19 protein-coding genes and 2 pseudogenes are annotated in these 24988 nt (G+C 31.7%); 12 read left to right on the forward strand and 9 right to left on the reverse strand.

The genetic code is table 11. From position 1 onward, the window contains the following. A partial coding sequence (locus NHF50_RS00005; RefSeq protein WP_374672833.1) for a beta strand repeat-containing protein occupies positions 1-2691 on the reverse strand: 2691 nt, incomplete at its 3' end. A gap of 567 nt (positions 2692-3258) precedes the next feature. On the opposite strand from NHF50_RS00005, the gene NHF50_RS00010 reads away from it, so the two are divergent. Further along, entirely contained in the window at positions 3259-6204 is a 2946-nt protein-coding gene (locus NHF50_RS00010) for an ATP-binding protein (protein WP_252774593.1), read from the forward strand. Here NHF50_RS00010 and NHF50_RS00015 read toward each other — a convergent pair. Then, positions 6185-6799 (reverse strand): response regulator transcription factor, encoded by a 615-nt coding sequence (locus tag NHF50_RS00015; RefSeq protein WP_252774594.1) that lies wholly within the window; start codon positions 6797-6799, stop codon positions 6185-6187. The genes NHF50_RS00010 and NHF50_RS00015 overlap by 20 nt on opposite strands. Before the next feature lie 358 nt (positions 6800-7157). Here NHF50_RS00015 and NHF50_RS00020 point away from each other — a divergent pair, with 358 nt between their 5' ends. From NHF50_RS00020 to NHF50_RS00060, 9 genes and pseudogenes are all read left to right on the forward strand, one after another. Further along, positions 7158-8960: a helix-turn-helix domain-containing protein gene (locus NHF50_RS00020; protein ID WP_252774595.1), complete on the forward strand. Its 1803-nt coding sequence runs from the start codon at positions 7158-7160 to the stop codon at positions 8958-8960. Positions 8961-9142: 182 nt separating this feature from the next. After that, positions 9143-9757 carry a DUF3575 domain-containing protein gene (locus NHF50_RS00025; RefSeq protein ID WP_252774596.1) on the forward strand — a complete coding sequence of 205 codons (615 nt, stop codon included), beginning with the start codon at positions 9143-9145 and terminating at the stop codon, positions 9755-9757. A gap of 11 nt (positions 9758-9768) precedes the next feature. Then, positions 9769-10953 carry a serine hydrolase gene (locus NHF50_RS00030; RefSeq protein WP_252774597.1) on the forward strand — a complete coding sequence of 395 codons (1185 nt, stop codon included), beginning with the start codon at positions 9769-9771 and terminating at the stop codon, positions 10951-10953. Next, positions 10953-11984 (forward strand): S9 family peptidase, encoded by a 1032-nt coding sequence (locus NHF50_RS00035; protein WP_252774598.1) that lies wholly within the window; start codon positions 10953-10955, stop codon positions 11982-11984. Before NHF50_RS00030 ends, NHF50_RS00035 begins: the two co-directional genes overlap by 1 nt. Positions 11985-12080: 96 nt before the next feature. Beyond that, complete coding sequence (locus NHF50_RS00040; protein WP_252774599.1) at positions 12081-13517, forward strand: amidohydrolase family protein; 1437 nt, start codon at positions 12081-12083, stop codon at positions 13515-13517. Between the two features lie 107 nt (positions 13518-13624). Then, on the forward strand, positions 13625-14134 hold the full coding sequence (locus NHF50_RS00045; protein ID WP_252774600.1) for a GNAT family N-acetyltransferase: 510 nt from the start codon (positions 13625-13627) through the stop codon (positions 14132-14134). Positions 14135-14633: 499 nt separating this feature from the next. Continuing rightward, positions 14634-15638, forward strand: a pseudogene (locus NHF50_RS00050) (hypothetical protein); the annotation flags it as partial. Then, complete coding sequence (locus tag NHF50_RS00055; RefSeq protein WP_252774601.1) at positions 15635-16036, forward strand: hypothetical protein; 402 nt, start codon at positions 15635-15637, stop codon at positions 16034-16036. The pseudogene NHF50_RS00050 and the gene NHF50_RS00055, both read left to right, overlap by 4 nt. A gap of 450 nt (positions 16037-16486) precedes the next feature. Then, positions 16487-17482 carry a hypothetical protein gene (locus tag NHF50_RS00060; protein WP_252774602.1) on the forward strand — a complete coding sequence of 332 codons (996 nt, stop codon included), beginning with the start codon at positions 16487-16489 and terminating at the stop codon, positions 17480-17482. 79 nt (positions 17483-17561) lie between these two features. Here the strand turns inward: NHF50_RS00060 and NHF50_RS00065 are convergent, their stop codons facing one another. The 7 genes from NHF50_RS00065 to NHF50_RS00095 are packed head-to-tail and all read right to left on the reverse strand — an operon-like array spanning position 17562 to position 22816. Continuing rightward, positions 17562-17831 (reverse strand): hypothetical protein, encoded by a 270-nt coding sequence (locus NHF50_RS00065; RefSeq protein ID WP_252774603.1) that lies wholly within the window; start codon positions 17829-17831, stop codon positions 17562-17564. Positions 17832-17865: 34 nt separating this feature from the next. Next, positions 17866-18990, reverse strand: coding sequence for a type II secretion system F family protein (locus tag NHF50_RS00070; RefSeq protein WP_252774604.1), 1125 nt, complete (start codon positions 18988-18990; stop codon positions 17866-17868). Further along, complete coding sequence (locus tag NHF50_RS00075; RefSeq protein WP_252774605.1) at positions 18987-19472, reverse strand: hypothetical protein; 486 nt, start codon at positions 19470-19472, stop codon at positions 18987-18989. Before NHF50_RS00075 ends, NHF50_RS00070 begins: the two co-directional genes overlap by 4 nt. Further along, the gene (locus NHF50_RS00080; RefSeq protein WP_252774606.1) at positions 19465-19791 is read right to left on the reverse strand and encodes a hypothetical protein; all 327 of its coding nucleotides are present in this window, start codon (positions 19789-19791) and stop codon (positions 19465-19467) included. Before NHF50_RS00080 ends, NHF50_RS00075 begins: the two co-directional genes overlap by 8 nt. Further along, positions 19766-20983: a hypothetical protein gene (locus NHF50_RS00085; RefSeq protein ID WP_252774607.1), complete on the reverse strand. Its 1218-nt coding sequence runs from the start codon at positions 20981-20983 to the stop codon at positions 19766-19768. The genes NHF50_RS00080 and NHF50_RS00085 overlap by 26 nt, the downstream gene beginning before the upstream one ends. Then, a complete protein-coding gene (locus NHF50_RS00090; protein ID WP_252774608.1) occupies positions 20984-21703 on the reverse strand; it encodes a toxin-antitoxin system YwqK family antitoxin in 720 nt (239 codons plus the stop codon). A 57-nt stretch (positions 21704-21760) separates the two neighbouring features. Continuing rightward, positions 21761-22816, reverse strand: coding sequence for a tyrosine-type recombinase/integrase (locus NHF50_RS00095; protein ID WP_109570536.1), 1056 nt, complete (start codon positions 22814-22816; stop codon positions 21761-21763). Between the two features lie 209 nt (positions 22817-23025). Between NHF50_RS00095 and NHF50_RS00100 the strand changes: the two are divergent. Beyond that, a pseudogene (locus NHF50_RS00100) lies at positions 23026-23997 on the forward strand (hypothetical protein); the annotation flags it as partial. A 3-nt stretch (positions 23998-24000) separates the two neighbouring features. Further along, positions 24001-24690 carry a hypothetical protein gene (locus NHF50_RS00105; RefSeq protein WP_252774610.1) on the forward strand — a complete coding sequence of 230 codons (690 nt, stop codon included), beginning with the start codon at positions 24001-24003 and terminating at the stop codon, positions 24688-24690. Positions 24691-24988 lie beyond the last annotated feature (298 nt).

Below are 24988 nucleotides of genomic sequence, written 5' to 3' on the forward strand. Positions count from 1 at the left end.
TTGTGTTAAAGTTATCGTTGCTAATGTAGCCGGGGTTCCGTTTAAGGTATCATTTGTCAATACATCCGCAACCGCTTGTCCTCCGGATGCTCCGGATGTTACTGTTCCTGAATCGTCTATGGCTGCTATTACTGACGAACCTACCGTTACACTTACACTTGCCGTGTCGCAATTTGTAGGGTTTAATTGTTCGCAGATCTGATAAACTACCGTATATGTACCTGCAGGAGTGCCTGCTGCCACATCTACACTGCCTGTCGCAGGATTTAATGTTACATTAGGATTCGTTGTCGATACTTGTGTTAAAGTTATCGTTGCTAATGTAGCCGGGGTTCCGTTTAAGGTATCATTTGTCAATACATCCGCAACCGCTTGTCCTCCGGATGCTCCGGATGTTACTGTTCCTGAATCGTCTATGGCTGCTATTACTGACGAACCTATCGTTACACTTACACTTGCCGTGTCGCAATTTGTAGGGTTTAATTGTTCGCAGATCTGATAAACTACCGTATATGTACCTGCAGGAGTGCCTGCTGCCACATCTACACTGCCTGTCGCAGGATTTAATGTTACATTAGCATTCGTTGTCGATACTTGTGTTAAAGTTATCGTTGCTAATGTAGCCGGGGTTCCGTTTAAGGTATCGTTTGTCAATACATCCGAAACCGCTTGTCCTCCGGATGCTCCGGATGTTACTGTTCCTGAATCGTCTATGGCTGCTATTACACTCGTAATTGAGAGATTTGCTGAACTTGAAACCACATTAGCACATACAAAATTAGTCTCTGTAATAATTACTTGATAATCGTAACCATTCATTGAGGTTGAAACACCTGTTAAAGTTAAAGTATTTGTATTTGCTCCACTGTAAATTCCGCTATTGACAATATTTGTCCAAGTAGTCCCATTATCTGTGCTTTCTTGCCATTGATAACTAGTTATTCCACTACCGCCAGAAGCTACAACAGTAAAGGTAGCATTTGCTCCATGAGATGTTGTTTGATTTGCCGGTGCTGAACTTATTGTACTTGCTGAACCTGGAGTTGTAACATTAGCATTTGTCCCTGTATAGCCTCCTTCACCAGTAATCTGTCCATTTGAATCTACTGTATCTGGTAGAGAACCTAATGTCCCATTATTATCCGGATCTGAAAAACCAGCTTCTAAAACATCATAACAACCATCATTATCAGAATCAATATCGAACTGATTTAACACTCCATCTAAGTCTGCATCATAATTATCATTTATTCCATCTGAATTGACATCTATAAAACCAGATAAATCCGGATCTAAGAAATTAAGAACACCATCCCCGTCTGCATCAGCCAAAGGATACGGTAAACCGGCTGCATATTCTTCTGTATCAAGGATTCCATCATTATCATCGTCTAAATCACAATCAGTGGAAACACCATCATCATCTGGATTCCCAGAATAATTTGGATTCTCAATTGGTATATATAAAGAAATGCTACCTCCAACTTGACCATTCTGAGAATCATTTCTAAAATTATCTGTATGTTCTCCTCCAATACCACCGTTAGCATTTAATGTCACATTAGTTGGTAAACTTGCCAAGGAATACAAGAACACACCGCCACCGCCACCGCCACCTGGACCATGGTGAGTTGCTGTATTTAAATCTTGACCATCTCCACCATTGATATCGATATTTAAATTAGTTGTAAAAGAAGGCGATTTAATAACAATACTTCCTCCGGCACCTCCACCTCCACCTCCGTCTGGTGCACCAACCGGATTAACTGCTACAGGTGATAATCCACTTGCATTAATTCTAAAACCATTTCCAATTATATCATTGGCAAAAATTATTACAATTCCTCCACCATTTGCTGCAGAAGAAGGGTTACTTGTTGTAACAAAACCAGGACCTCCGGCACCTCCTAAAAAAACTTTATCCAAAGCCAAATACGGTGCCATTGAAAAACCACCAACACCACCTGCATTCAAGCCACTTACATCGCACCAACGTTTTCCACCCTCTCCACCAGCTCCATAATTGGATCCGCCTCCGCCTCCAGAATCTCCCGACACCCCGGAACCTCCTCCATTTGCCCTAGGTGCGCGTCCTCTGTCTGTTAAAGGATCAAATAATGAGATACCTTCTCCTCTTGTATAAGAACTATTATTTGTATTCGGCAGTACCATTTGGGCACTGGGATTTATGCTACAATTATCCGGCGATCCGTTAAACGGCATACCAACACCTGTAAAGCCCAATCCTTGAACATCTATATCTGCATTAAAAGTTAAAGTATTTGCTGAAATTGCAACAACTCCACCAGTGCCTGTCGCATCATTCCAAGGACTAGCTGTTAGAGTTGCACTAATATTAGCATTATTTAATTCTGGAATTCTTACAATTTGAACTTTACCTGCTACATTGTAATTTCTTATCAATGCGTATCTTGGTGTTATTACATTTCCCGCAATTGCACCTATTTCAAAAAACTCATAATTCCCTGCTTCATTTATTGACGTAATAGATCCTCCACTCGCATTATTAGTTGTTGCGATTGAAGCCCCTTTCATTTGAATAATCAGAGCTTTATCTCCAACAGAAAAAGAAGATACATCAGTAACTGTAATTGTATGGATACAATTGGCATCACATGGTAGACAAGCCGGGGTTGATATACTTGTAACTGAAGTATAGGAATTTATCACACCAGATATATTTTGACTAAAAATAAACTGATTAAAAAGTAGAAAAATAAATATATTTAATAACTTATTTTTTTTCCCCTTTCTTAAACCATAAAATTTCCTGAGTAATGATTTTTTCATAATTTAGTGTTTAAATTGTATTTCTATAACATATCAGAAAAACAGAAGGCTTTACTGTAAGTGCTATAAAAATTCTTTTTGCTGTTACAAACAATCTTTTTTAAGGTTAATAATTAAATTTTCTTATTTGACAACTAAATTGATTTAAAACTTCAGAACCTCAGAATGTAGAATTAAAATGAATAATTGCTTTTAAATCTTCATTTTTTTGTTCTAAATTAGCATCTTATAACTGCAAACAAGATTTTTTTTTTTTCGCCGGCAAAATTATATAAGAGTTTTTTAAGATATTCACAGATGTATAAAAATTTCTTGTAGAATTATTTCTACACATACCTTTTATCTATGTTTTTTTACACTTCATCGTTTTTTACTAAAAAAAAGTACTGTCTTAAGTTTTTGCTAATATTCGTTTTTAGTATAAAATCGTATTCACAAAACAATTTTGTGGAAAAATGGTATTCGGCAGACTCCGAACATCTACCACAAAATAGTGTTAAAAATATTTTTAAAGATCAATATGGATTTATTTGGATAGCCACAGAAAATGGGATTGTAAGATATGATGGCTATAATTTTAAAACTTTCAATTCTAAAAAAGTAAAAACGAACTCCAGTAGAATTTTTAATTTTTTTGGTTTTATCTCAACTGATTCAATTTTTGCAATGACTGATGATATAGACGATTTTTTATTAATAAATAGAAGAGATCTTATAAAAATCAGTAGTGATAGTGTCAATATTAAAAATCAAGAACTTTTTACTTGTTCCTACTTTAAAAATTTAAATAAAGCAGGTGAACTTCAAATTGAGCATACTAAGCTGTTTAATGAAAAAGGCGATTTTTATCTTATTGAAGAGAATCAAATTTATTTATTTTCAAAAAAAAATGTATTACTAAAAAAGTTTGAGCATAATTTTAGTCCGGAAAACTATTATTTTTTTCAGGAGAACAACCTAGTCTATTTAGATGAAACAGGTAATTACAGTATTTTCAATTATAAAAAAGAAATAAAGGGTAAAATTACCTTAGATAAAAATACAGGAATTCATGTAAACCCAATTAACAAGCAAGTTTTTATCTACTCTGAAAATGAGATTTCAATTTTAGAATTTAGAAACAACCAAATACGGAAATCTGTTTTATATACTTCAAAAACAAAATTTGACTTTTCAATTTTTTCGTTATATTATGAAGAAGAAAGTAGAAAATTATTCGTAGGTACCACGAATAAAGGTCTTTGTATTTTAAGTAAAAAAAACTTTAATATCTTGTCAAATCCAGATGGATTTGATACTAACTATTATGCACTTGAACAAATCGATAATAATACTTTTTTAACAGCTCGAGGTGAACTATTCTCTGTTACTAAATTTATAACGGACTTAAAACTTAATCCGACAAGGGATCAACAAACAATTGCAATAGACCATAATAAAGATATTTGGCTTAAATCTTCAACCTTATTAATAAAATTTTTAAAAAAGTATAATTATAAGCAACATCAATACTATGATTTTGATATTAATATTTCGACTATTTATTATTCAAAAAATAGCAATACCATTTGGGTAGGTTTAAAAGAAAATGCTCATAAAAAGTATATTGCATCTATAAATCCCGATAAAGAAACAATAGCGCCTGTTTTTATAAACCAAATAAATGAAGAAATAAATTTCATAAACGAATTCAAGGAAAACCTCTTACTTAATTCTAGTAAATCTCTGTTTTTTTACTCTAAAAAAACAAACAAAATTAAAAGAATAGAAACCTTAGAAAATGAGATAAGAAGTACTTATGTCAGTAAAGATAATAGAATATGGGTGTGTACATATAATAATGGTTTTAGTCTATTTGAGAACAACTCCTTTTACAAAATACCAATAGATAAAGAATTATTTCTAATTTCAAGTCATTCTATTCAAGAAGACTCTTATGGTTACTTTTGGATCCCCACTAATAATGGACTAATTCAAGTTAAAGAGTCCGATATATTAAATTATTTAAAAACAAAAAAAGAAATATATTTTTATCATTATGACAAAAGTGATGGATTGCTTACGAATGAATTCAATGGCGGATGTCAACCAAACTCAATAAAATTTGAAAATGGTTTTATAGTTTTTCCAAGTTTAAATGGTATCATTAGCTTTAATTCTTTATATACCAAAAGATTAATGCCTTTAAACAATTTTTATATAAATGAGGCTAATTTAGATGGAGAAAATTATTCTTTCAATAACACAATAACAATAGACAGAACCATAAACAGAATAAGTTTTCAAATTGATTTTGCTTATCTGGGTAATCATAAAAATGTTGATTTTGAAACTAAACTTGTATTAAACGATGAGGAAGAAAATTCAAAATGGTTAAACCTTCCGAATGATCGAAAATTAAATTACACTAATCTTCCCCCCGGTAACCATACATTATATGTCAAAAATATAAATGGTTACACGTCTGAAAATAACATTAAGAAGATATTAATTGTAGTACCTTATTATTTTTATGAAAAATTATGGTTTAAACTTTTTGTTATAATAATAATAAGTTTAGTATTATTTTTTCTAATCAGGTTGAGATATAATTTTATTAAAAATAAAAACATTGAATTAGAAAAAATTGTTAATAAAAGAACTAAAGAATTACATTTATCAATAGAAAATCTAATTTTAGCTAAAAAAAATTTAGATGATAAAATAGAATTACAAAAAAAATTAATCGGAACAATTAGTCATGATATCAAAAGTCCATTAAAATTTCTGACAATCGGTATTAATAAAATAGCTATAGATATTGAGAATAACAACAATGATGATTTAGAAAAAATATCTAAATCTCTAAAAAAGTCTTCTGTCAGTTTATTAAATTTTGTAGATAATTTAATTGAATATTCAAAAATTGTCCTTGATAACTCCATTATCTCAACCGACTTTAAAAATGCAGATGATATATTACATGAAATCATATCTCTTTACACAGAAATTGCAAATTCTAAGAACATTGAACTTATATACACCAATAAGAGTAATACTCCTATTTTAGTAAATGAAAAATTGACTAAAATTATGATCAGTAATTTACTTGACAATGCAATTAAAAACACTTTAAATGGAAAGATTGAAATTACTTTAAAATTAAAATCTAATAAAATTTATTTTACAATAAGTGATACCGGGGCAGGGATATCCCAAAAAACAAAGGATTTTTACATGAATCTTTTTAAATTCCCTAATAAATCAAGATTTTCTTTTCAGGAAAATAGTTTAGGATTGTATATGCTTATCGAAATTATACATCTTTTAGATGGAGACTTTAAAATTGAGAATAACCATCCGCATGGAACAATAATCTCTTTTGTAATAGATTCTAGAACTGATATGTCTTAAATAAGGAGGCTAATTCAATTGTATTCAAAACCTTTAATTTTTCAAAAATTCTTGTTTTATAAGTACTTACTGTTGACATTTTAATATTTAGCTCATTAGAAATCTCAAGATTACCAAAACCTTGAACTAATAAATTTGCGACTTCTAATTCTCTTGATGATAATATTTCTTCAAAAGAATCAAAACCATGAGAATTAGAATATTTTATAACATCTGCATCAAAAAAGTTTTCACCTGATAAAATAGCATGAATAGCTGATAATAATTTCTTTTCATCAACAAATTTTGAAACAAATCCGTTAGCTCCGGCCTTTAAAAAATTTGAGGCGACATTAACCTCTTCATGCGCAGAAAAAATTAATACTTTAATATCTTGAATAGATTTTATATCCTTAATCATTTCTGTCCTTTTTCCATCCGGAAGATGTATATCCAAAATAACTAAATCAAATTTATCTTTACTTATTTTATCCAAGCATTGAGAAAAATTTTCAGCCTCATATATTTCAAAATTGTTTATTTCATCTTTCAAAAGAATCTCTACTCCCAACCTAACAACTACATGATCATCAACAATTAAAATTTTTTTTTGCATCGAAAAATTGCTTTAATTATTATTCATTCAATAAAAACACACAAAACTGTTTTAATTAAAATTGCGAGTGTAAAAATAGTCTATTATAATTAATTGAATAAAAACAAAAGGAATTTAAAATCATTTAACTCTTTTCTAACGACCTCTTTCTTTTCTTTCAAAATGTTTAAATAATTTCAAATTCTATAAAAAAAAAGTTCGAAACCTCTTCCATTAGCCAAATAAAAATACAATATATTGATTTCAATATTTTTATATGATAATTCATTAATCTATAGACTTCAAATAAGATTATTTCTTCATATATAAACAGAATACATTATTTTTGCTACTCAAACCATTTCTTACAAAATAATAATTGCCAGACACTGCTACACATAACGACACACAAACGGCTAAAACATCCATAGCGGTTCTTCCGTTTGTTAATATGAGTAATGATATTGAAAACGAATATTTCAGCGACGGAATTACCGAAGAAATAATTAATGCCCTAACAAAGATCAATGGACTGAAAGTTATAGCCCGAACCTCTTCCTTTGCGCTTAAAGGCAAGAATATTGATGTCAGAGAAATAGGAAAACAATTAGGCGTTGCAATAATTTTAGAAGGAAGCGTCAGAAAGTCCGTTAATAAAGTGCGTATTACAGCTCAGCTGATCGATACTGTTGACGGTACTCATTTTTGGTCTAAAAACTTTGACAGCCAATTAAACGATATTTTTGAATTACAGGATGAAGTCAGTTTATTGATTGCTAATGAGATCCGAAACAATTTCGGGTATTTTGAGATTCAAGAACACTTGGTTAAAAACAGTACTACCAATGTAGATGCCTACGAACTGTTCTTAAAAGGTCGTTCACTTCAATTGCAATGGACGCCCGAATCTCTGAAAAAAGCAATTACATATTACGATAAAGCTATTTCAAAAGACATTAATTACGCTAAAGCTTATTATGCCAATTTACAATGCTATGGTTTGCTCGTTACTTGGGGCTATATGCCGCAAGAAGAAGGAATGGAGAAGGCAATTACAAATTTCCTGAAAGCTAAAGCATTAGACACTCAATTGCCCGAATATCCGTTATCGTTTGTAGGCAGAAGCTTTTGGGGCGAATGGGATTTTAAATCTGCTTATCATTACATTAATGAAGTTTTGGCTATTAACCCCAATCATATAGATGGCTTAGAGGCTATGGCCGAATTATTCCTAGCGCATGGTTTTTTTAAAGAAGCTTTAGTATATGCAGACAAATTACTTGAAGTAGATCCTTTATCGGCTAATAACCACTATACATACGCAAACATACACTATTACAAAGGAGATTTTGAAACGGCTTTACACCACATTTCAAGAGCCATAAACTTACGTCCGGATTTTGACTTAGCCTATCACAAAAAAGCACTTTGTTTAATTTCATTAAACAGAAAAGAAGAACTTACAAATACTTTTAAGAACAACGCTTTATGGGAAAAGATCCATTTGCTTTTTGATTGTGTCAACAGTGGTCGTAATGAATTACCGCAGGACGTTTTAGCAAATTTTACAGACAAGCCTTTGGAAAGAAATCAAATAACGCTCTTTGAACTTTTCATTCTTGCCAATACTCGGTATACAGCCTTAGCATTTGACATCTTAAGATCGTATATCGACCAGAAACGCGGACAGATCTTAAATTATAAATTTGAACCTTTATTAAAACCGCTACAGACTAACAAGGAGTTTTTTACACTCAATGTCAGCAATTTATCGTATGATGATATTACACTTCCTGTTTCCGGTAAAGAAACGTCGAAAGTAATTCTCAACGAACAGGAACAATCCCAACTTAAAGAAGAATTACTTTCTTATTTTGATCATGACAAGCCTTTTTTAGATCCGCAACTAAGCTTAAATACTGTTGCTGAAGCCTTACATACTTCTCCAAATAAATTATCTTATCTGATCAATGAAGTTATGGGAATGAACTTTAACGAGTTTGTCAATAAGAAACGATTAACACACTTTAAATCTATTGCACTTTTACCTGAAAATGAAAACATTACATTATTAGGTTTAGCGTATGACAGTGGTTTTAACTCTAAAAGTGTTTTTAATAATTTCTTTAAAAAAAATGAGAAGACCACTCCCAGCTCTTGGCTAAAAGCCAACAAAAGGTAATCTTTTCTTCTAAAAACGTCTTTCTGACCTCTCTCCTATTTATAAAATAGTATGATAGTTTAAATACGTCCCGAATTATAATTCAGGACGATTCCCATACTATTGCATCGCAAATTTGCAGCGAAAAAATTCAATCTCTTCTTTAAGAGATCATTCATACTATTTATAAAAAATAAAGAACAATGTCATCATCAACAAAAAATCAATTATTAAAATTCGCATTCTTTCTTTTGTTCGCTCTCGGACCAAATACTACACAAGCTCAGGAACATGAAGAACCAAAGAAACCATTTAAGCGACACGCTATCAACTTTTGCCCTGCCGGAATGGCTTTCGGGATCTTTTCGGCTAACTATGAGTACTTAATTACGCCCAAAAACGGCATTGTTGTTCGATTGGATTATGAAGCCATCCCAAAAACCTATACTGCCGCAACGATTGAATCTAACGGTAAGGCCTTTATTTTAAATTACAGAAGGCATTTTTCAGGAGAAATGAACTCTTTTTATGCAGGGGCTTACACGAGATATCGTTTATACAAAGGAGAAGGTGAAATCAATGCTCAGAAATTTGACTTTAAAATACCGGAAGTGACCATAGGATTAAATATCGGAAAAAGATGGGTTTGGAAAAGCGGATTCAACCTAAATCTTGCTTTCGGTTACGGTATTTCCTTTAAAGATAAAAAAACATCCTTAAACAATATGGCTGTAAACACGGCTGTTGATTCATGGGAAGACAGTTATGATTTTATCAACCCGTTTTTAGGTGAGTTTTCGATCGGTTATTCTTTTTAAAATAAAAAAACATGAAAAATCTATTTTTAATAGTCACAGGGATTCTTTTTTTAGGTTGTGAAAAAGACGATACTCCAACTACAATCACTACTGCAAATGATCTTACAACAGCATTAGAAGCGCTTTCTGTTCATACTCCGATCCCGGGGTTTACTGTTGCAACAGTGAAAAACGGTAGTATAACCTACCAAAATAGCTTTGGAAACAGAAATGAAGAACTGGAATTGCCTTATACTAACCAAACGCTTCAATCCATCGGTTCGATCAGTAAAACTTTTATTGCTGTTGCTGTTGTAAAATGTATTGAATTAGGTCTTTTTGATTTAGAAACACCAATAAACGATATTCTTCCTCAACCGATAAATAATCCTCTGAACACTAATTCAGAGATCCGGATCAAACATTTAGTACAACACTCATCAGGATTAGTAGATAACCCGAATACTATTCTATCTACATATTACCTACTACCGAATCAGGATTTGAGCACTGAAGGTGCTCAGTTATTATTAGACGCTCAATTTGAAGTCCGAAGTCCCAGAACATTACAAGCCTTAATTGAGGATTATTACTATCCCTCCGGAAATTTATACCAACTGAATAATTTTACCTCAAATCCTCCGGGAACCGCTTATTCTTATTCGAATATAGCCTCCTCTTTAACAGCCTATCTGATTGAACTTAGAGCACAAATGCCGTACAGTGAATTTGTACAAACATATATTTTAGAACCTTTAGCAATGGATCAAACCGGCTTTGAATATCATCTTGGGGATCCGGGTTATGCGTATTCAAATGTGTACTTTGAAAAAAATATTCCGTTTCCGTTCTACAGTTGTGATTCATATCCTGATGGTTTTATAAAAACTAATAATGATGATTTATCAAAGTTTTTAGAAGATATGATAAAAGGAAATATGGGAATTTCAAACACCTTATTTGCCCCCAATTATTATCAAATGCTTTTTACTGAAACCGCCTTTAATCATAGTATTTTCTGGATACTTAACGGTAATACGATAGAACATTCCGGCGGAGACCCGGGAATAAGTTGTAATTTGGCTTTTGATAAAATTAAAAACCAGGGCTATTTTATTTTAACTAATTACGATGTTTCAACAGCAGAACATCAGGCTGTATTTCAAAATTTTATCCAGAATGTGGAAGGTAAACTAAATCAATTTTTAAATTTATAATGACTTCATTTTTAAAAAAGTATAAAACCGCTAACACATTAGCAAAAACGACTTCAGATACTTCATACACTAAAAGTTCGGTAAAAAAGAAACTGATCCTTTTTCTTGTATTTCTATCGGTTAGTCTAAACTTATATAGTCAAAAAATTGACACGATACAAGTAATCGAAATCGGAAAAATAAAGCAATCTGTCAATATAAAAGGAAACAAAAACAACCCTATCTTACTATACCTACATGGCGGCCCCGGAGCCGCTTCTTCCCGACACAGAGATCAGATCACTAACCTATTAGAGCAAGATTATCTTGTTGTTCACTGGGATCAGAGAGAATCCGGGAACACCCGAAAATTAAACAGTTCTGACACATTGCCTACTCTTTCGATCATGAAACAAGATGCAGAAGAGGTTTTAATGTTTCTCTTGAAAGAATTTGATAAAAAAAACATACTAATAGTCGCTAATTCATGGGGAACGGTATTAGGTTTTCACTTGGCTGAAACTTACCCGGACAAGATTCAGGCACTAATAGCCATAAGCCCTTTAGTAGATCTTAACAAAAGTCAAAAACTGGTACAAAGAAAACTTCTGAACTCTTATAAAAAGAAAGGCAACATAACAGCTATTAACGAACTTAAATCGGTTAGTATTCCTTATGAAAGCATTGAAGATATGGCGATTCAATTCAAATGGATTACTGATTTTAAAGGAGAAAAAATGTCTGACGAAGACTTTCAAAGTTATTATAGTTATTTCAAAGATTGGGGACAAAAATGGATGCCTCTGTACAAAGAACTTTATCAAATAAAGCTATTGAAACAATTGCCCGTCTTACATTGTCCGACCTATATTTTTATTGGTAACCAAGACCTTACAACAAGCTTTGAATTCACCGAAAAATTTTACAACAAACTTAAAGCCCCTGAAAAAGAATTGTATTGGTTTGAAGGCATCGGACATCAAATACCGATGTATGAACCTCAAAAAATGCAAAACGTAATAAAAGATATTCTTATGCAACAAAAACTATAAATGATAATTTAAACTTAACCCGAAAATAATTTATAAAACTATAGTTTTGCAAATGACTATGCTTTTTTAGTTTTTAAAGCAATTAAATACATGATTATGAAATATATAAAATATTTTTTTAGAACAATAGCAGGACTAATTTTAATCCTGCTTCTCACCTGCATCATCGCTTTTGTAGTCGATTCATACCAAACCCGTTATTTAAATATTACTGACGAAAATCTTCTCACAGAAAACAGCTACCTGATCAAAGATGTTAACGTTATTCCTATGACAAAAGATACGGTAGTACTACACCAAAACGTACTGATACGAGATGGTAAAATTGAATCGATCTCAGGGGACATTCCTGAAATTGACGTTACCGTAATTGAAGGAAAAGGAAAGTTCTTGTCTCCCGGACTGATAGACGCGCATGTCCATGTTTGGGATAAGCAGGAATTTGGCTTGTATCTGGCTAATGGAGTTACTGCTGTAAGAAATGCGTGGGGTATGCCTTTTCATTTACGTTTCAAGAAAGATACTAATCATGATAAATTATTGGCTCCCCTATTCATCACAACAACACCAAAATTAACCGGTTCTCAAAATGCCGAATTTGATCAATTAGGTGTAAAAAATGCCAAACATGCTGAAGAACTCTTACACCATTTTCATGAGCAAGGCTATGATTTGGTTAAAACTTATGCAGGTGTTCCTGAAGACATTTTTGATGCTATTCTTCGGGAATCAGAAAAAAACGATATGCCGGTTGTAGCCCATCCTAGTTTTGAAGTCCCTTACGAATACCATTTTAAACAAGCCATACAAAGTATTGAACATACCGAAGATATTGTCCAGAATGCTTTGCAATACAAATTGGATAGTCTGGCATTACAAAAAGTCGTTCAGGATTATGTTGATGCAAAAATGGCACATACGCCTACACTGACAATTTATCAGAATATAATAGATATTATTGAAAACGAAGAATTAATCAAAACTACAAAAGGCGGTGAATATATGAATCCGACACTGATGAGTTTAGGTTCTGTTAATGACTATAACCGATGGACAAGCGAACAATACTATAACCCCGAAACCTTAGCAAATATTAAAAAGCAACACCGGTTTCATTTATACATCGTAAAACAGCTTCATGACTCCGGAGTAAAATTATTGTGCGGAACAGATGCCGGAATCGTATTCAATCAACCGGGATTTGCAATACATGAGGAATTAGGATATTTTATTGAAGCCGGATTATCTCCTTACGAAGCCCTTAAGACAGCTACCGTAAATCCTTCAACAGAAATAAAACTATTCAATGAATCGGGAACTGTTGAAAAAGGTAAAATTGCCAATTTAATTCTAACCGATTCCAATCCTTTAGACAATATTTCAATATTGAAAAACCCGAAAGCCGTTTTTATAAAAGGAAGATATTTAGAAGCTGATAGGCTTAATGAGTTCAAAGAAAAAGCAAAAAACAGAAAAACGGGATTGGTAACCTTGTTGCGCTTTGCTGAAAGTTTAATCGAAAACTATATGTAAAACGTTTGGTATTCCTCAAAATTATACCTTTTAAAAAAGATAATCAGAATGGGTTACTGTTCTCTTTGTAATTTCCGGTAATGTTTAAACATGATAGAAAGGAAAAAATGAAAAAAACTAAACTCAACGACTTTCCTACAACTGTTGAAGGAACAAAAGTTATATTGGAAAAATTAAGACTGGAAAATTCAGATGATTATTTCGAACTATATAAAAACAGAATAGAACATCAGATTTTTGAGGAATCTGTATTTTTATTCCATGAAAACCATGAAGAGTTCACCCAAAGAATCTTGTCTTTATGCCATATCGTATACGTAATTAAATTAAAAGAAAAACCAAATATCCTAATCGGTGATTGCGCACTGCATCAATGTAACAAAGAGCAGAGTAAAATCTTTATCGGAGGAACAATACATTCTGATTACAAAGGAAGAGGCTACATGAAAGAAACCTTTTCCTTAGTAATTAACCTTCTGAAACAAAATCATTTTCAAACATTAATGAGTGAAACTTCCGTTTACAATACAAGTGCTATTCATTTTATAAACAAAATGGGCTTTAAACTGAAAAAAGATTCTGATGCTAAACTCCTCTATGAAAAAAACTTAAGCTAAATTGCTATTTTATAGCATCTTCTAATTCATTTCTTCTGCAAAAAAGAGTCTGCTCCATACCTATTATAATGAAATAATCTTCTTTAGTCTGTTCCAAAAACGATCATTCCGTAATTTATTTACTATTCTATCATATTTTTACTATATTTTAATATAATCAACTTAAGTTTCCAAAGTACTCAATCATATGCATTATAACATTCATATATGGGAATAAGTCCATATCTTTCTCAGAAGAAAATGGAGTTTTGAATAAAAGTTTTAAAAATACTATTCATCTTACAACCTAAATACTCAAAAAAATTCAACATTATAAAATTTTGAAATAATTTATTTATAAATTTGAGCGACAAAACGTTCTTAAAAATCCTAAAAAAAGTCCGGTTTTTAGCTTCAAAAAAAGACGAAAATTGCCAAATTGTGCATTTTTTAAACTTAAACAAAGTTTTAAAACCTCAGTTTTTACTGCTTATAAAAGTATTTTGACTACTATCCTTTCGGAAGCCTTATACCGGATAGACACGCATCAAGCGCTACCTATCGTTACGGATTCCAAGGACAAGAAAAAGATGATGAAGTTAAAGGGGAAGGGAACTCTCTTAACTATACGTTTAGAATGCATGACCCGAGGGTGGGAAGATTTTTTGCGGTTGACCCGTTAGCTAAATCATTCCCTTGGAATTCTCCTTATGCTTTTAGTGAAAATAGGGTTATTGATGCAGTTGAATTAGAAGGTCTCGAAAGTAGAAAAATACATGATTTAAAACTAATAGCCACGGCATTTGGAGAAGCTATTGCACTTAAAAAAGCACAAATTAAAGTAGCAAATGATACTAGTCTAAAAAAGGAACTAAGGAAACAACTCCAATCTCAACAAGATTTATATGCTCGGGTTATTGTATTATTATACAGAGAAGCTAAATCAGAAGAACAGAGAAAAGTTTTATTTCAAGATATTACGGATAAAGTTAATATTTTCACAGAAATGCTTTCAACTGTAGTACATACTTCACTTGATGGAATTGGTTTAATTCCTGTAGTTGGAGAATTAGCAGATGGTACTAATGCACTATTTTATATGGCCGAAGGAGATTATATAAATGCAGGATTTTCAACAGCTGCATGTGTTCCTTTTCTTGGTTGGGGAGCGACAGGGTCTAAATACGCAATCAAATTAGGAAAGGAAGGTATTGAATACGCGTTAAAAAGTACATCAAGACTTCAACATGCATTTAAACATGCTAAAGATATTAAACAATTTGCAGGAAAAACATGGAATAACACAACTAAAGAATTATGGTCTAAATTTAATGCTGATATTTTAGATAGTGCAACTAAAACTTTTGACAATGTTTTAGGGGGAACAAAAGTTAAAGGTTTTTACAAAAAAGTAGATGGACAAGATATAGCAACCTATGTATATGCAGAAGGTAAGTATCAGGGAGAAATAGCTTCCACTGTAGTTTTAAACTCAAATCAAATGAAAAAATTTGGATTGGAATGATTAGATTTTTAGAGAAATTAAGAGAGGTTGAAGGAATTTCTATTGTAAACAGTATAGATTTATACATTAGTAATGTTGAAGGTGATGAATTAATAGATTATATTTTCTTTGATTTTGATTTTAAATCTTTTGCTATTGAAGTTGATTCATCAGGAGAAAGTATTGCTTTTATAAATAAGGATGAATTAGTAGAAAATATCAGAAGATGTAATTTAACATATAAAATTTTACCTCTAATTGACACGCCATCATTATTTAAAAAAATAAAATCTTTTTATAGTGATTGGGAGGAGTTGAATAAATTAGCTTTTGAAATAGGAGAAAAAGAGATAATTATTAAATTAGGTGTTGATTCTTTCGTAGTAAAATGTAATGAACCCGATAGCGCGGATTTGTAATCCGTGCCTAAGAACTAATAAGTAAAATCAAGAACAAAGACTGCAACATAAGCAGTCTTTGTTTATATTTGAATAAATTTTTGCCATGTCAACAAAATACGTTACAACGCACAATAATCACGACAAAAGTGTTCCAAAGTTGGAACAAGTATTGTAAATCAGGTAGTTATTAATTTTTAAAAAATTTTAACCTATATTGAAATAAAAAAGGTTGTTGATTTATAGATAAAGTATTAAAACAGAGCATCATAATGGTGTTCTGTTTTTAATTTTAGTAGTATATTTACAACACGTTCTTACAAATAATTTTAAGTGTAAATGACTACTCCTTTCGGAAGCCTTATACCGGATAGACACGCATCAAGCGCTGCCTATCGTTACGGGTTTAATGGAATGTAAAAAGATGATGAAGTAAAAGGTATTGGGAATAGTTATGATTTTGGAGCGAGGATGTTAGACCCGAGAGTTGGTAGATGGTTTGCTGTTGATAAAATGAGAGTGAAAGCACCTGAATGGTCCCCTTATAGATTTGGCTTTGACAATCCCTTAAGATACAAGGATGCTGACGGTAATTGGGAAGAGGATGGGCACTTTTGGACTGTATTAGCTTATGGTTTAGCAAAAGGTTTGAATTATGAAACTGCTTTTGTTCTTGCTAAAGGAGCTGAAAGCTTAGATCATAAAGTTCATAGTAATTATAAGATGGTTCAAACAGATGGCAAGTCAACTTTTGCAAGGGTTTTTGGGTTTGGAACTTGGGCTGATGGAGGGTGTAACCATATGTCTGGAGGTACTCAACAATTCGGACATGCATTAACAGGTGAAGAACAATCTATTTCAAACCAATTTGCAACTGAACAGCTTTTAACAGGTAATTTAGTTGCATTACACACTTTAGGAGATTCATGGGCACATAGTTATGTTAATGAAGATGGAGTTAGAATGAATTATGGAGCTTCTACTGGATTTACGACCCAACATGCAAGTGTAATAAAAGGAGCAAATTTAACATATGGATTAAATGTAGTTGATAATATACATGAAAGAAAAGACGCATATGATGGATATTTGAAAAGTTTGGATAATGCTATAAGTTCATTATATAAACTTGAGATTGGTTTTGATAGTTCAATCCATGATTATGTTCAACAAAACGGAGTCACAAAAGAAAATAATATATTACTATTTAAAAATTATGCAGAATGGAAAGGAAAATATATTAAATCAACCATGTATAATTCTTCTGAGTTTACTTTAGCAAATCAAAAACAAATGAAGTTATGGACAGGTTATCTCGATAAAATAAATGTAAGTTATAAAGTAATAGCAACAACTCATGAAACTAAGAAGAGAGGTAGATCTCATACGTACAAAACTTACGAAGTAATAATAAATGATAAACCAGAAGGGAATGAGGATAAAAAAACAGAGAATAAAGGAGGTTAATTATGATTAAGAAAATAACATACGTTATATTTAGCATTATTTATGTTTTATGGATAATTCTATCTTCAGTTTTTTTTATTCAAATGTCAATAAATTTTCCTGCAAATGGATCTGGCGAATTTAATGGAGGCTTATTAATGTGGATTTTGTTTTTAACAATAATAGGATGTGTTGTTTTATTAATAATCTTTTCGATAAAAGGGAATAAATTAAGTAAAATATTTCCTGTATCATTTTTTATCATACTCTTTTTATTATCAACTTTGTTTTTAAGATAAAGAAAAGAGAAAAACCCCAATCCCGCACGAATCTTTCGTGTGGTAAAGAGTAAAAATAATAGCGAAGCCAACTGAAAAGTTGGTTTTGTTTTTATAGAGAAGTTTTTAATGCTTAATAATCTTACTCAAATCAAACATCGGAGCATACATAGAGACCATAATTACTCCAACAATAACCCCGATTACAATAATGATCATCGGTTCTAAAATAACGCCAATCATTTTAGTTTGGTGATTGATCTCTTCGTTGTATTGTTCCGTGAGACGTTCAAACATGGTATCCAGTTGGTTGATCTGTTCCGCTACTTCTACCATAGAGACCAGTTTGTTCTCATATATGCTGTGTTTTCGTAAACTTTCATGCAATGAACTTCCCCGGGTAATATCTTCCTTTATTTGCTCAATAGACTTTTCGATAGGATAAAATCCGATCATTTTTGAAGTCAGCCCTAAAGAAGTCAATAAAGTAGTTCGGGAAGTGATCAATAAATTCATCGACTGGCAAAAACGGGAAATATAAATTTTTCGGATCAGTTTCCCGAAATAAGGAATACGCAGTATTAAATTAGTCGTAAACTTGCGGTATTTTTCTTTATCTTTTAAAAAGTAGTGCATAACGACCAATCCGATAACAATGAGGAAAAAAACACCGAATACTGTTCCGGAATGGTTTGATAATTTAATGATATACTGAGTACTTTTAGGCAATTCACTTCCAAATTGTTTAAATACCGAACTGAACATAGGCACTACTTTATTCAGCATAAAATATAAGACCAAAACCGTTACTAACATAACGATAGTCGGATAAGTCAATACGGAAACAATCTGACGGCGCATTTGTATTTTCCGGTTAAAATATTTTTGAAGTTCCGTTAATACTTCTTCCAGTTTTCGGGTTTCTTCCCCTATTTGCACACTGTAATATTCATAAGGCGAAAACTGTTTCGATTCCATCATGGATTCGTAAATACTTTTTCCGTGTACAATTTTATCTTTTAAGGTTAAAATAAGTTCTTTTTCTTTCTTTTTGGTAACCTGTTGGCTTACAATTTCCAAAGCCTTTTTAAAGTCAACTCCCGATTTTAGCAACATACCTAATTCACGATAGAAAATTTCTTTTTCTTTATCGGAAAAAGTTTTGGAAAACTTAAAGCCGTCCAGATTCAGTTTGAAATCTTGTTTTGAATCTTGTTTTGCTTTTTTATAGGTAGAAAGATCTAAACTCATGGTGCTGAAAAATTGATAATAGCATTAGCATAAACCGGTTTATAAAATTGTAAGGTATAAGGCTGCTTGTTAGCTTCCAGTTGTAATTCTAACTTCTGAAAAACTTTGCTTTTACTAGGATTGTAAACGGTATCTAAACGTATTTGTTGAAATTGTAACTGAAACGTATCTGTAAATTGCGCTGCTTTTCGAATTAAGAAATCGTCTTGTTGGTTATAAATTAACGTTTTCCCGTCATACGTTTGAAAATATAACCTATTTTCCTGTAACTGCATTTTTTCGCTTTCAAAGATTGCCTTGCTAATGCTGTAAGACAATCGGTTGAAATCGGCTGTATATTGATTTTGTTCTTTGAATAATAGTATTTGCTCGGAAACTATAGAAAATATCCCAAAAATCAAACCGATAATGATAGCGGTTATTGCCATACTGACCATAACTTCTACGATGGAAAATGCAGGTATGGAGTACTTTTTATTCATCAATATAAATGTAAAATTGTTTTTGAACCGATTTATCGATACTGTCTTTATATTGAACGGTAACTTCTTTTAAATTAGTATTCAGCCAATTCTCTTCTACTGAAATGATAGCTGTATTTGGGAGTTCTTCCTGTAACTGTAGTTCATAAAATTGTCGGCTCAAAATATTTTGCTTGCTATAATGCGCCATTGACGTTTTAGGAGTAAAGACATTGGCATACACTAAAATTGCAATGTAAATACAGATCGAAATAATGGTCAACGCCATAACCGATTCAATAATAGAATTGGCTTTATAATACTTTTTTAAGAATCCCATAGCGTTGTTTTTGATTGTCAAATATCGGTAAATCTATAAATACTTTTGGCTTGTGAGTCAAATCAATAGTGACATCTGCCATACAGTTTGAATAATTAGAAGTTTTAGTGGTATGAACCATTCGCGAAGCATAAGCCGAGCCGAAAAGTTGTCCTTTTAGGGTCAATTTTCCGGTACTATACACTGTTCCGGTTATAGTATCAAAATCACTGGTCTCGATCCAATTATTCTCAAGATGCAACACATCATTTCCGAAAGCTAATACCAAACCGGATATTTTTGTTTCTTCATCAATAAAAACAGTTGCCTTTTTATCGGTTTCATTATATAGGCACAAAACAGACGGATAGGTCAACTCCGCCTTTTTACCCACATAAATTTTTTCTTTTGCCAGAACCTGAATATTTCCTTTGAAACCTTCTTCGATGGATACTTTGGGTGCCATCACAATAACGTCTTCCAGAGTATTCGTATTTCGGATGACAATGGAATCATGAGAGCTAAGGATAAAATTCCCTTTTATAATTTTATCGTCAAGATAAGAATTAGCGATTTGAATCTCAATGGTTTCGTTAAAAAAAGAATTGAAATATAAAGAATCGTTTTGGGCTTCTAATTGGTTAAAAGAAACTTTGACTGTATTTCGATCTTCAAATATTTTTTTACAATCTTCTGAGAGTTTGGGCAATTGTACTTCAGAAATATTTTTTCGCCCTTGTACAGATATGATATTCGGTTTGTTCTCTATGTAAGTTTCTTTTAAACGTTCGTTTGGTAAAAACAAATTCCCTTTAACGGTTACTTTTCCGGAAACACTCAATGATTGTGTAAAATTGGCAACATATAAAGCGATATTATTCTGAAGCTTTTGCCCTATCAGGTGAGCCGATTGTATGGTATCATTTTGAAGAAAAGATTCTGTCAATAAAACTGTTTGTAAACCGTGTTTTTTAGTACGAAAAGTAGATCGTATTCCGGTTCCCTCTTCGGAAAGTATTTCTTCGTCTGTTGCTAACTGGTTTCCCAAAGCAAAGTTAATAGTAGACTGATTGTTGATATACAAACCTTCCCGCGTTTCGTAAAATAAATTCAGTTGGTTGTATAAATTAGACAAAATCAACAATCCTCCTATGAGAAGCCCAACGAGTAAACAAACATAAACCGCATATAATAGACTATGGGCTTTGACCATTTATTCTTTTTTGTCTTTTTTACTAAAAATTCTTTTAAAGAAACTTTGTTTTTCAGAAGTATCCTTACCTTTTGGTTCCTTTTTTGATTTTGCTTTTTTTGTTTCTTTTGGCGTTATTTTAGTTTTTGAAGCGTTCTTGGTTTCTTTTTTCTGCTTTTTGAGTTCTCGCTCTTTTTTCTTTTGCTCTTTAGCAGCAGCCTTTTCTTCTTTTGTTAATTTCGGTTTTGGAATAAAGATTTCTCCTTTTTTATACTGAACAGTGTCCTGAGTTATATAATTGATCCAACTACCATGCTTTTTTCCGGAAACATAATATCCTTTTTCAAGCATTTTCCCAGTGGAACTATAGCTATAATATTGTCCGTCTCTTTGTCCGCTGTTATATTCCTGAGTACTTTCAGTTGTACCGTCTTCAAACCAGGTTTTCCATAGTCCTATTTTTAAACCTCTTTTAAAAAATCCTTGTTCGGCCAATTGGTTACTATGGTAATATTTTTTGAATTCGCCATCCAATAATTGTCCTGAAGTTCCTCCTTCTGCTTTATGGATCAACCCTCCTTTAAACCAATAATAATCCCTGTTATGTTTAATATTAACCTCTTTATCAGTAGTATAAAACTCATAACGAAAATATTGATCAGATATTCTCTTAATAGTATAAGGATCCGTGAATGAAAATAAGAAGATCCCCAGTAAGCAAATAGAAAATATTTTTTTCATTGTAAACAGATTGAAAACATGTGCAAGTTAACTTTTTTTGTAAAACAGAACTGATAATTATGAGATATTTTGTTCGTAAACTTCCAGTTTATTGTGAACTTTAGTTATTTCCTTATCAATATAAGCCTGTGCGTAATGAACATAACGATTAAAAGAACTACTGGCATGGCTGTGTCCGCTGATTTTACGAACTAAATGCTCAGGCATTCCTAAAATTAATAAGGTTGTAATCGCAGTTCTACGCATCATATGAGAACTCATATTATCACAAAAACGTTCTTTATCTTTCTTAGCTGTTACTTTTTTTGCTTTTCCTTGTTTTTCTCTGGAAACTTCAACAGTATCTGTAAAACCTGCCATTTCACCTATTCGTTTTAGAGAACGGTTAAAGTTAGACAAATTCTTTTCTCCGAATATTGTAATTCTTTCACTTGTTGGGCGATATTTTTTGTAAATATCGACAGCATACCCCGGCAATTTGATGTAACTATAGGTTTTTGTCTTTTTAGACTTTAATTTCAAATACCACTCTCCGTCATTTTTTTCAAAATTTTTATTTTTAAGTAAAAAGATGTCTGAGAACCGTAATCCGGTGGTACACCCAAAAACAAAAATATCTTTTATCTTTCTTTGTGTAGAAACCAGCTTACGATCAAACGCTTTATCATGAATTAAGAACTTCAATTGTTCGGGGGACAAAACTAAAATGTCGATCTGTTCTTTTCTGACATAAAATTGTTTGTGAAAATCTCCTGTATAAATATCTTTTTCTTCTTTTAAATAATTAAAAAAGACCCGAATAACTTTTATATTGGCTCCAACATAATTGTCAAAGCAGCCTTTTTTATACATGTATTCGGTAAAGTTCTTATAAAATTTTTTCCAATAATTCTTTTCAGATTGTAATTCTCTTTTGGTTAACCGTAAAATACTGCAAACGCGAAGTTCAAAATTAGTATCTGTTGAGAACCGAATTAAATTTTTAAGAACATAGCTATAATTTTCAATGCTTCTGGAAGTTATACGCTCACCATTTTTCTTTAACCGCTTACCCGTTTCAGAATCTCGAATAAATTGCTTAAACAAAGGGATAAAAGGTTGTGTTTTTTTCATGTATTCAAGTTTCGCCAAAAATACATTTTTTATTGTTATTTTTTCGTAGATTTGAACGACAAAACGTTCTTAAAAAATCCTAAAAAAAGTCCGGTTTTTAGCTTCAAAAAAAGACGAAAATTGCCAAATTGTGCATTTTTTAAACTTAAACAAAGTTTTAAAACCTCAGTTTTTACTGCTTATAAAAGTATTTTGACTACTATCCTTTCGGAAGCCTTATACCGGATAGACACGCATCAAGCGCTGCCTATCGTTACGGATTCCAAGGACAAGAAAAAGATGATGAAGTTAAAGGGGAAGGGAATTCATTGAATTATACCTTTAGAATGCACGACCCGAGAGTGGGAAGGTTTTTTGCAGTTGACCCGTTGACTAGAGAATATCCTCATAATAGTCCTTATGCTTTTAGTGAAAATAGGGTTATGGACGGAGTTGAATTAGAAGGATTAGAATTCTCTCAATATAATCCTCCAATATATGGACCTATGACACAACAGGATTTTAAAAGATATAATTATTTAACGAAACAATTAGCTTGGTCTATTGATAATAATTTAAGTGTAATGCCAAAATATTATAAAGAAGAATTAAATAAATTATCAAAAAAATATGGATATAGACTTGTCATAGGATTAGTTGATAATAATGCAATATCAAAAAGTAAAATAGCAATCGATTTAAATGATAAAGTACCTTTTGTAAGTCAGTTTAGTTTGGAGAGACCTAACGTTGCATGTTGTAGAGCATCACAAAAAACTTTAAAAGATTTTGGTTTAGATAATTCAGGCTTAAAATCTGATAGAATTATTACCGCAAAAGAAAATCTAAATCATACTAAATTAGATGTAACAAACAACGCTAAAGACGGTGTAGATTATATTAACCAACAGTTAGAGTCTGGTAACCCTGTTATGGTAGGCGTTGATCATACTTTAGGTAAAGGTCAAAGTGACGGAACAGCATCAGATCACTATGTTGTGATAACTGGCAGAGGTTATGATACCTCCAAAAAGCAAACATATTTCACTTTTTATGAGGTTGGTACTTCTCATGAAGAAAAAGGGAAAAGCGATAAAAACAGGCTGTATGTTCAAAAAGACAACTCTATTAAAGGTACAAATTATGCTGGTAAGAGAAAATTTACCGTTGTTGAAGTAAGAAAAAATAAAACAAAAAAATAAAAAATGAAAATAATAATTTTAATAGCATTTATGCTTAATGTTAGCTGTAGTAAAGAAAAAAAATCGGTTATCAATACAGAAAGTAAAGAGTTTGAAAATAAAAAAGAAAAAATATTTAAAGATGAAAGCAATCAATCTGGTGATTTTTTAGATTTCATAAAAAATTTTAAAGATATTAATTTACCTCTTGAAATAAAATATAAAGATGTTAACTGGTTTGATTTTAATTCTGATGAAGAACTTATAGAGATTGATAAAGTTAATGTTTTGAAATATCTATTAAATAACGATGAGTCTAAAATTCTGCAATCTGATGGTGGTATAAAACAATTCTACTATGGTTATAAAATACTATTTCCAAATAAGAGTATAGGCTTAGTTTACTATAGAACGGATGAAGATTATGTTGGTTTTGTTATGACGTTGTATAGTTCAGAGTATAAGTATTTAGGGGAGCTATTTTTAGCAGGTTCTAAAGGAGAGTACGATATAACGGCTCAAAAAGATGTTTTTATAGATAATCAAGGAAAAATAATTGTTACAGAATTGAAATTGAATAATAAGGATAACGTTCAACTAGGCTCAATGTATATAACTACATATGATTACAATCTTAAATTAATTGCAAATCAAAATAAAAAAGATGTTAAAATTAATTTTGATGCAAATTTAAGTAGGATGTATATTCAATAATCTCCCCCTGCTGGTTCGAACGGGTAATGTAGTAAACTAGGTCATAAATTAATTTTAAGGATTAAGTATTTGATAAACAGTAGTGTGTGTTACAACTCGCGAGAACCGCGACAAAAGTGTTCCAAAGTTGGAACAAGTATTGTAAATCAAGCGTATAACATTTTAAAAGGTTTTAATCTTTATTTTTATCAAAAAAGATTATGAGTTATAAATAAAGCAATAAACAGAGTACCAAAAAATGGTATTCTGTTTTTGATTAGTCAAAATAGATTTCGTTTACTATATTAACTATTGATAT

Source organism: Flavobacterium sp. NRK F10 (assembly GCF_024054235.1).
GTDB lineage: Bacteria > Bacteroidota > Bacteroidia > Flavobacteriales > Flavobacteriaceae > Flavobacterium > Flavobacterium sediminis.

What these genes read in the sequence shown, in the direction of transcription:
- NHF50_RS00085 (WP_252774607.1), bottom strand. Translation starts at nt 20,983, where the DNA reads ATGGTCAAAGCCCATAGTCTATTATATGCGGTTTATGTTTGTTTACTC.
- NHF50_RS00060 (WP_252774602.1), top strand. Translation starts at nt 16,487, where the DNA reads ATGTTAGACCCGAGAGTTGGTAGATGGTTTGCTGTTGATAAAATGAGA.
- NHF50_RS00045 (WP_252774600.1), top strand. Translation starts at nt 13,625, where the DNA reads ATGAAAAAAACTAAACTCAACGACTTTCCTACAACTGTTGAAGGAACA.
- NHF50_RS00105 (WP_252774610.1), top strand. Translation starts at nt 24,001, where the DNA reads ATGAAAATAATAATTTTAATAGCATTTATGCTTAATGTTAGCTGTAGT.
- NHF50_RS00030 (WP_252774597.1), top strand. Translation starts at nt 9,769, where the DNA reads ATGAAAAATCTATTTTTAATAGTCACAGGGATTCTTTTTTTAGGTTGT.
- NHF50_RS00070 (WP_252774604.1), bottom strand. Translation starts at nt 18,990, where the DNA reads ATGAGTTTAGATCTTTCTACCTATAAAAAAGCAAAACAAGATTCAAAA.
- NHF50_RS00015 (WP_252774594.1), bottom strand. Translation starts at nt 6,799, where the DNA reads ATGCAAAAAAAAATTTTAATTGTTGATGATCATGTAGTTGTTAGGTTG.
- NHF50_RS00090 (WP_252774608.1), bottom strand. Translation starts at nt 21,703, where the DNA reads ATGAAAAAAATATTTTCTATTTGCTTACTGGGGATCTTCTTATTTTCA.
- NHF50_RS00035 (WP_252774598.1), top strand. Translation starts at nt 10,953, where the DNA reads ATGACTTCATTTTTAAAAAAGTATAAAACCGCTAACACATTAGCAAAA.
- NHF50_RS00040 (WP_252774599.1), top strand. Translation starts at nt 12,081, where the DNA reads ATGAAATATATAAAATATTTTTTTAGAACAATAGCAGGACTAATTTTA.
- NHF50_RS00025 (WP_252774596.1), top strand. Translation starts at nt 9,143, where the DNA reads ATGTCATCATCAACAAAAAATCAATTATTAAAATTCGCATTCTTTCTT.
- NHF50_RS00095 (WP_109570536.1), bottom strand. Translation starts at nt 22,816, where the DNA reads ATGAAAAAAACACAACCTTTTATCCCTTTGTTTAAGCAATTTATTCGA.
- NHF50_RS00075 (WP_252774605.1), bottom strand. Translation starts at nt 19,472, where the DNA reads ATGAATAAAAAGTACTCCATACCTGCATTTTCCATCGTAGAAGTTATG.
- NHF50_RS00080 (WP_252774606.1), bottom strand. Translation starts at nt 19,791, where the DNA reads ATGGGATTCTTAAAAAAGTATTATAAAGCCAATTCTATTATTGAATCG.
- NHF50_RS00055 (WP_252774601.1), top strand. Translation starts at nt 15,635, where the DNA reads ATGATTAGATTTTTAGAGAAATTAAGAGAGGTTGAAGGAATTTCTATT.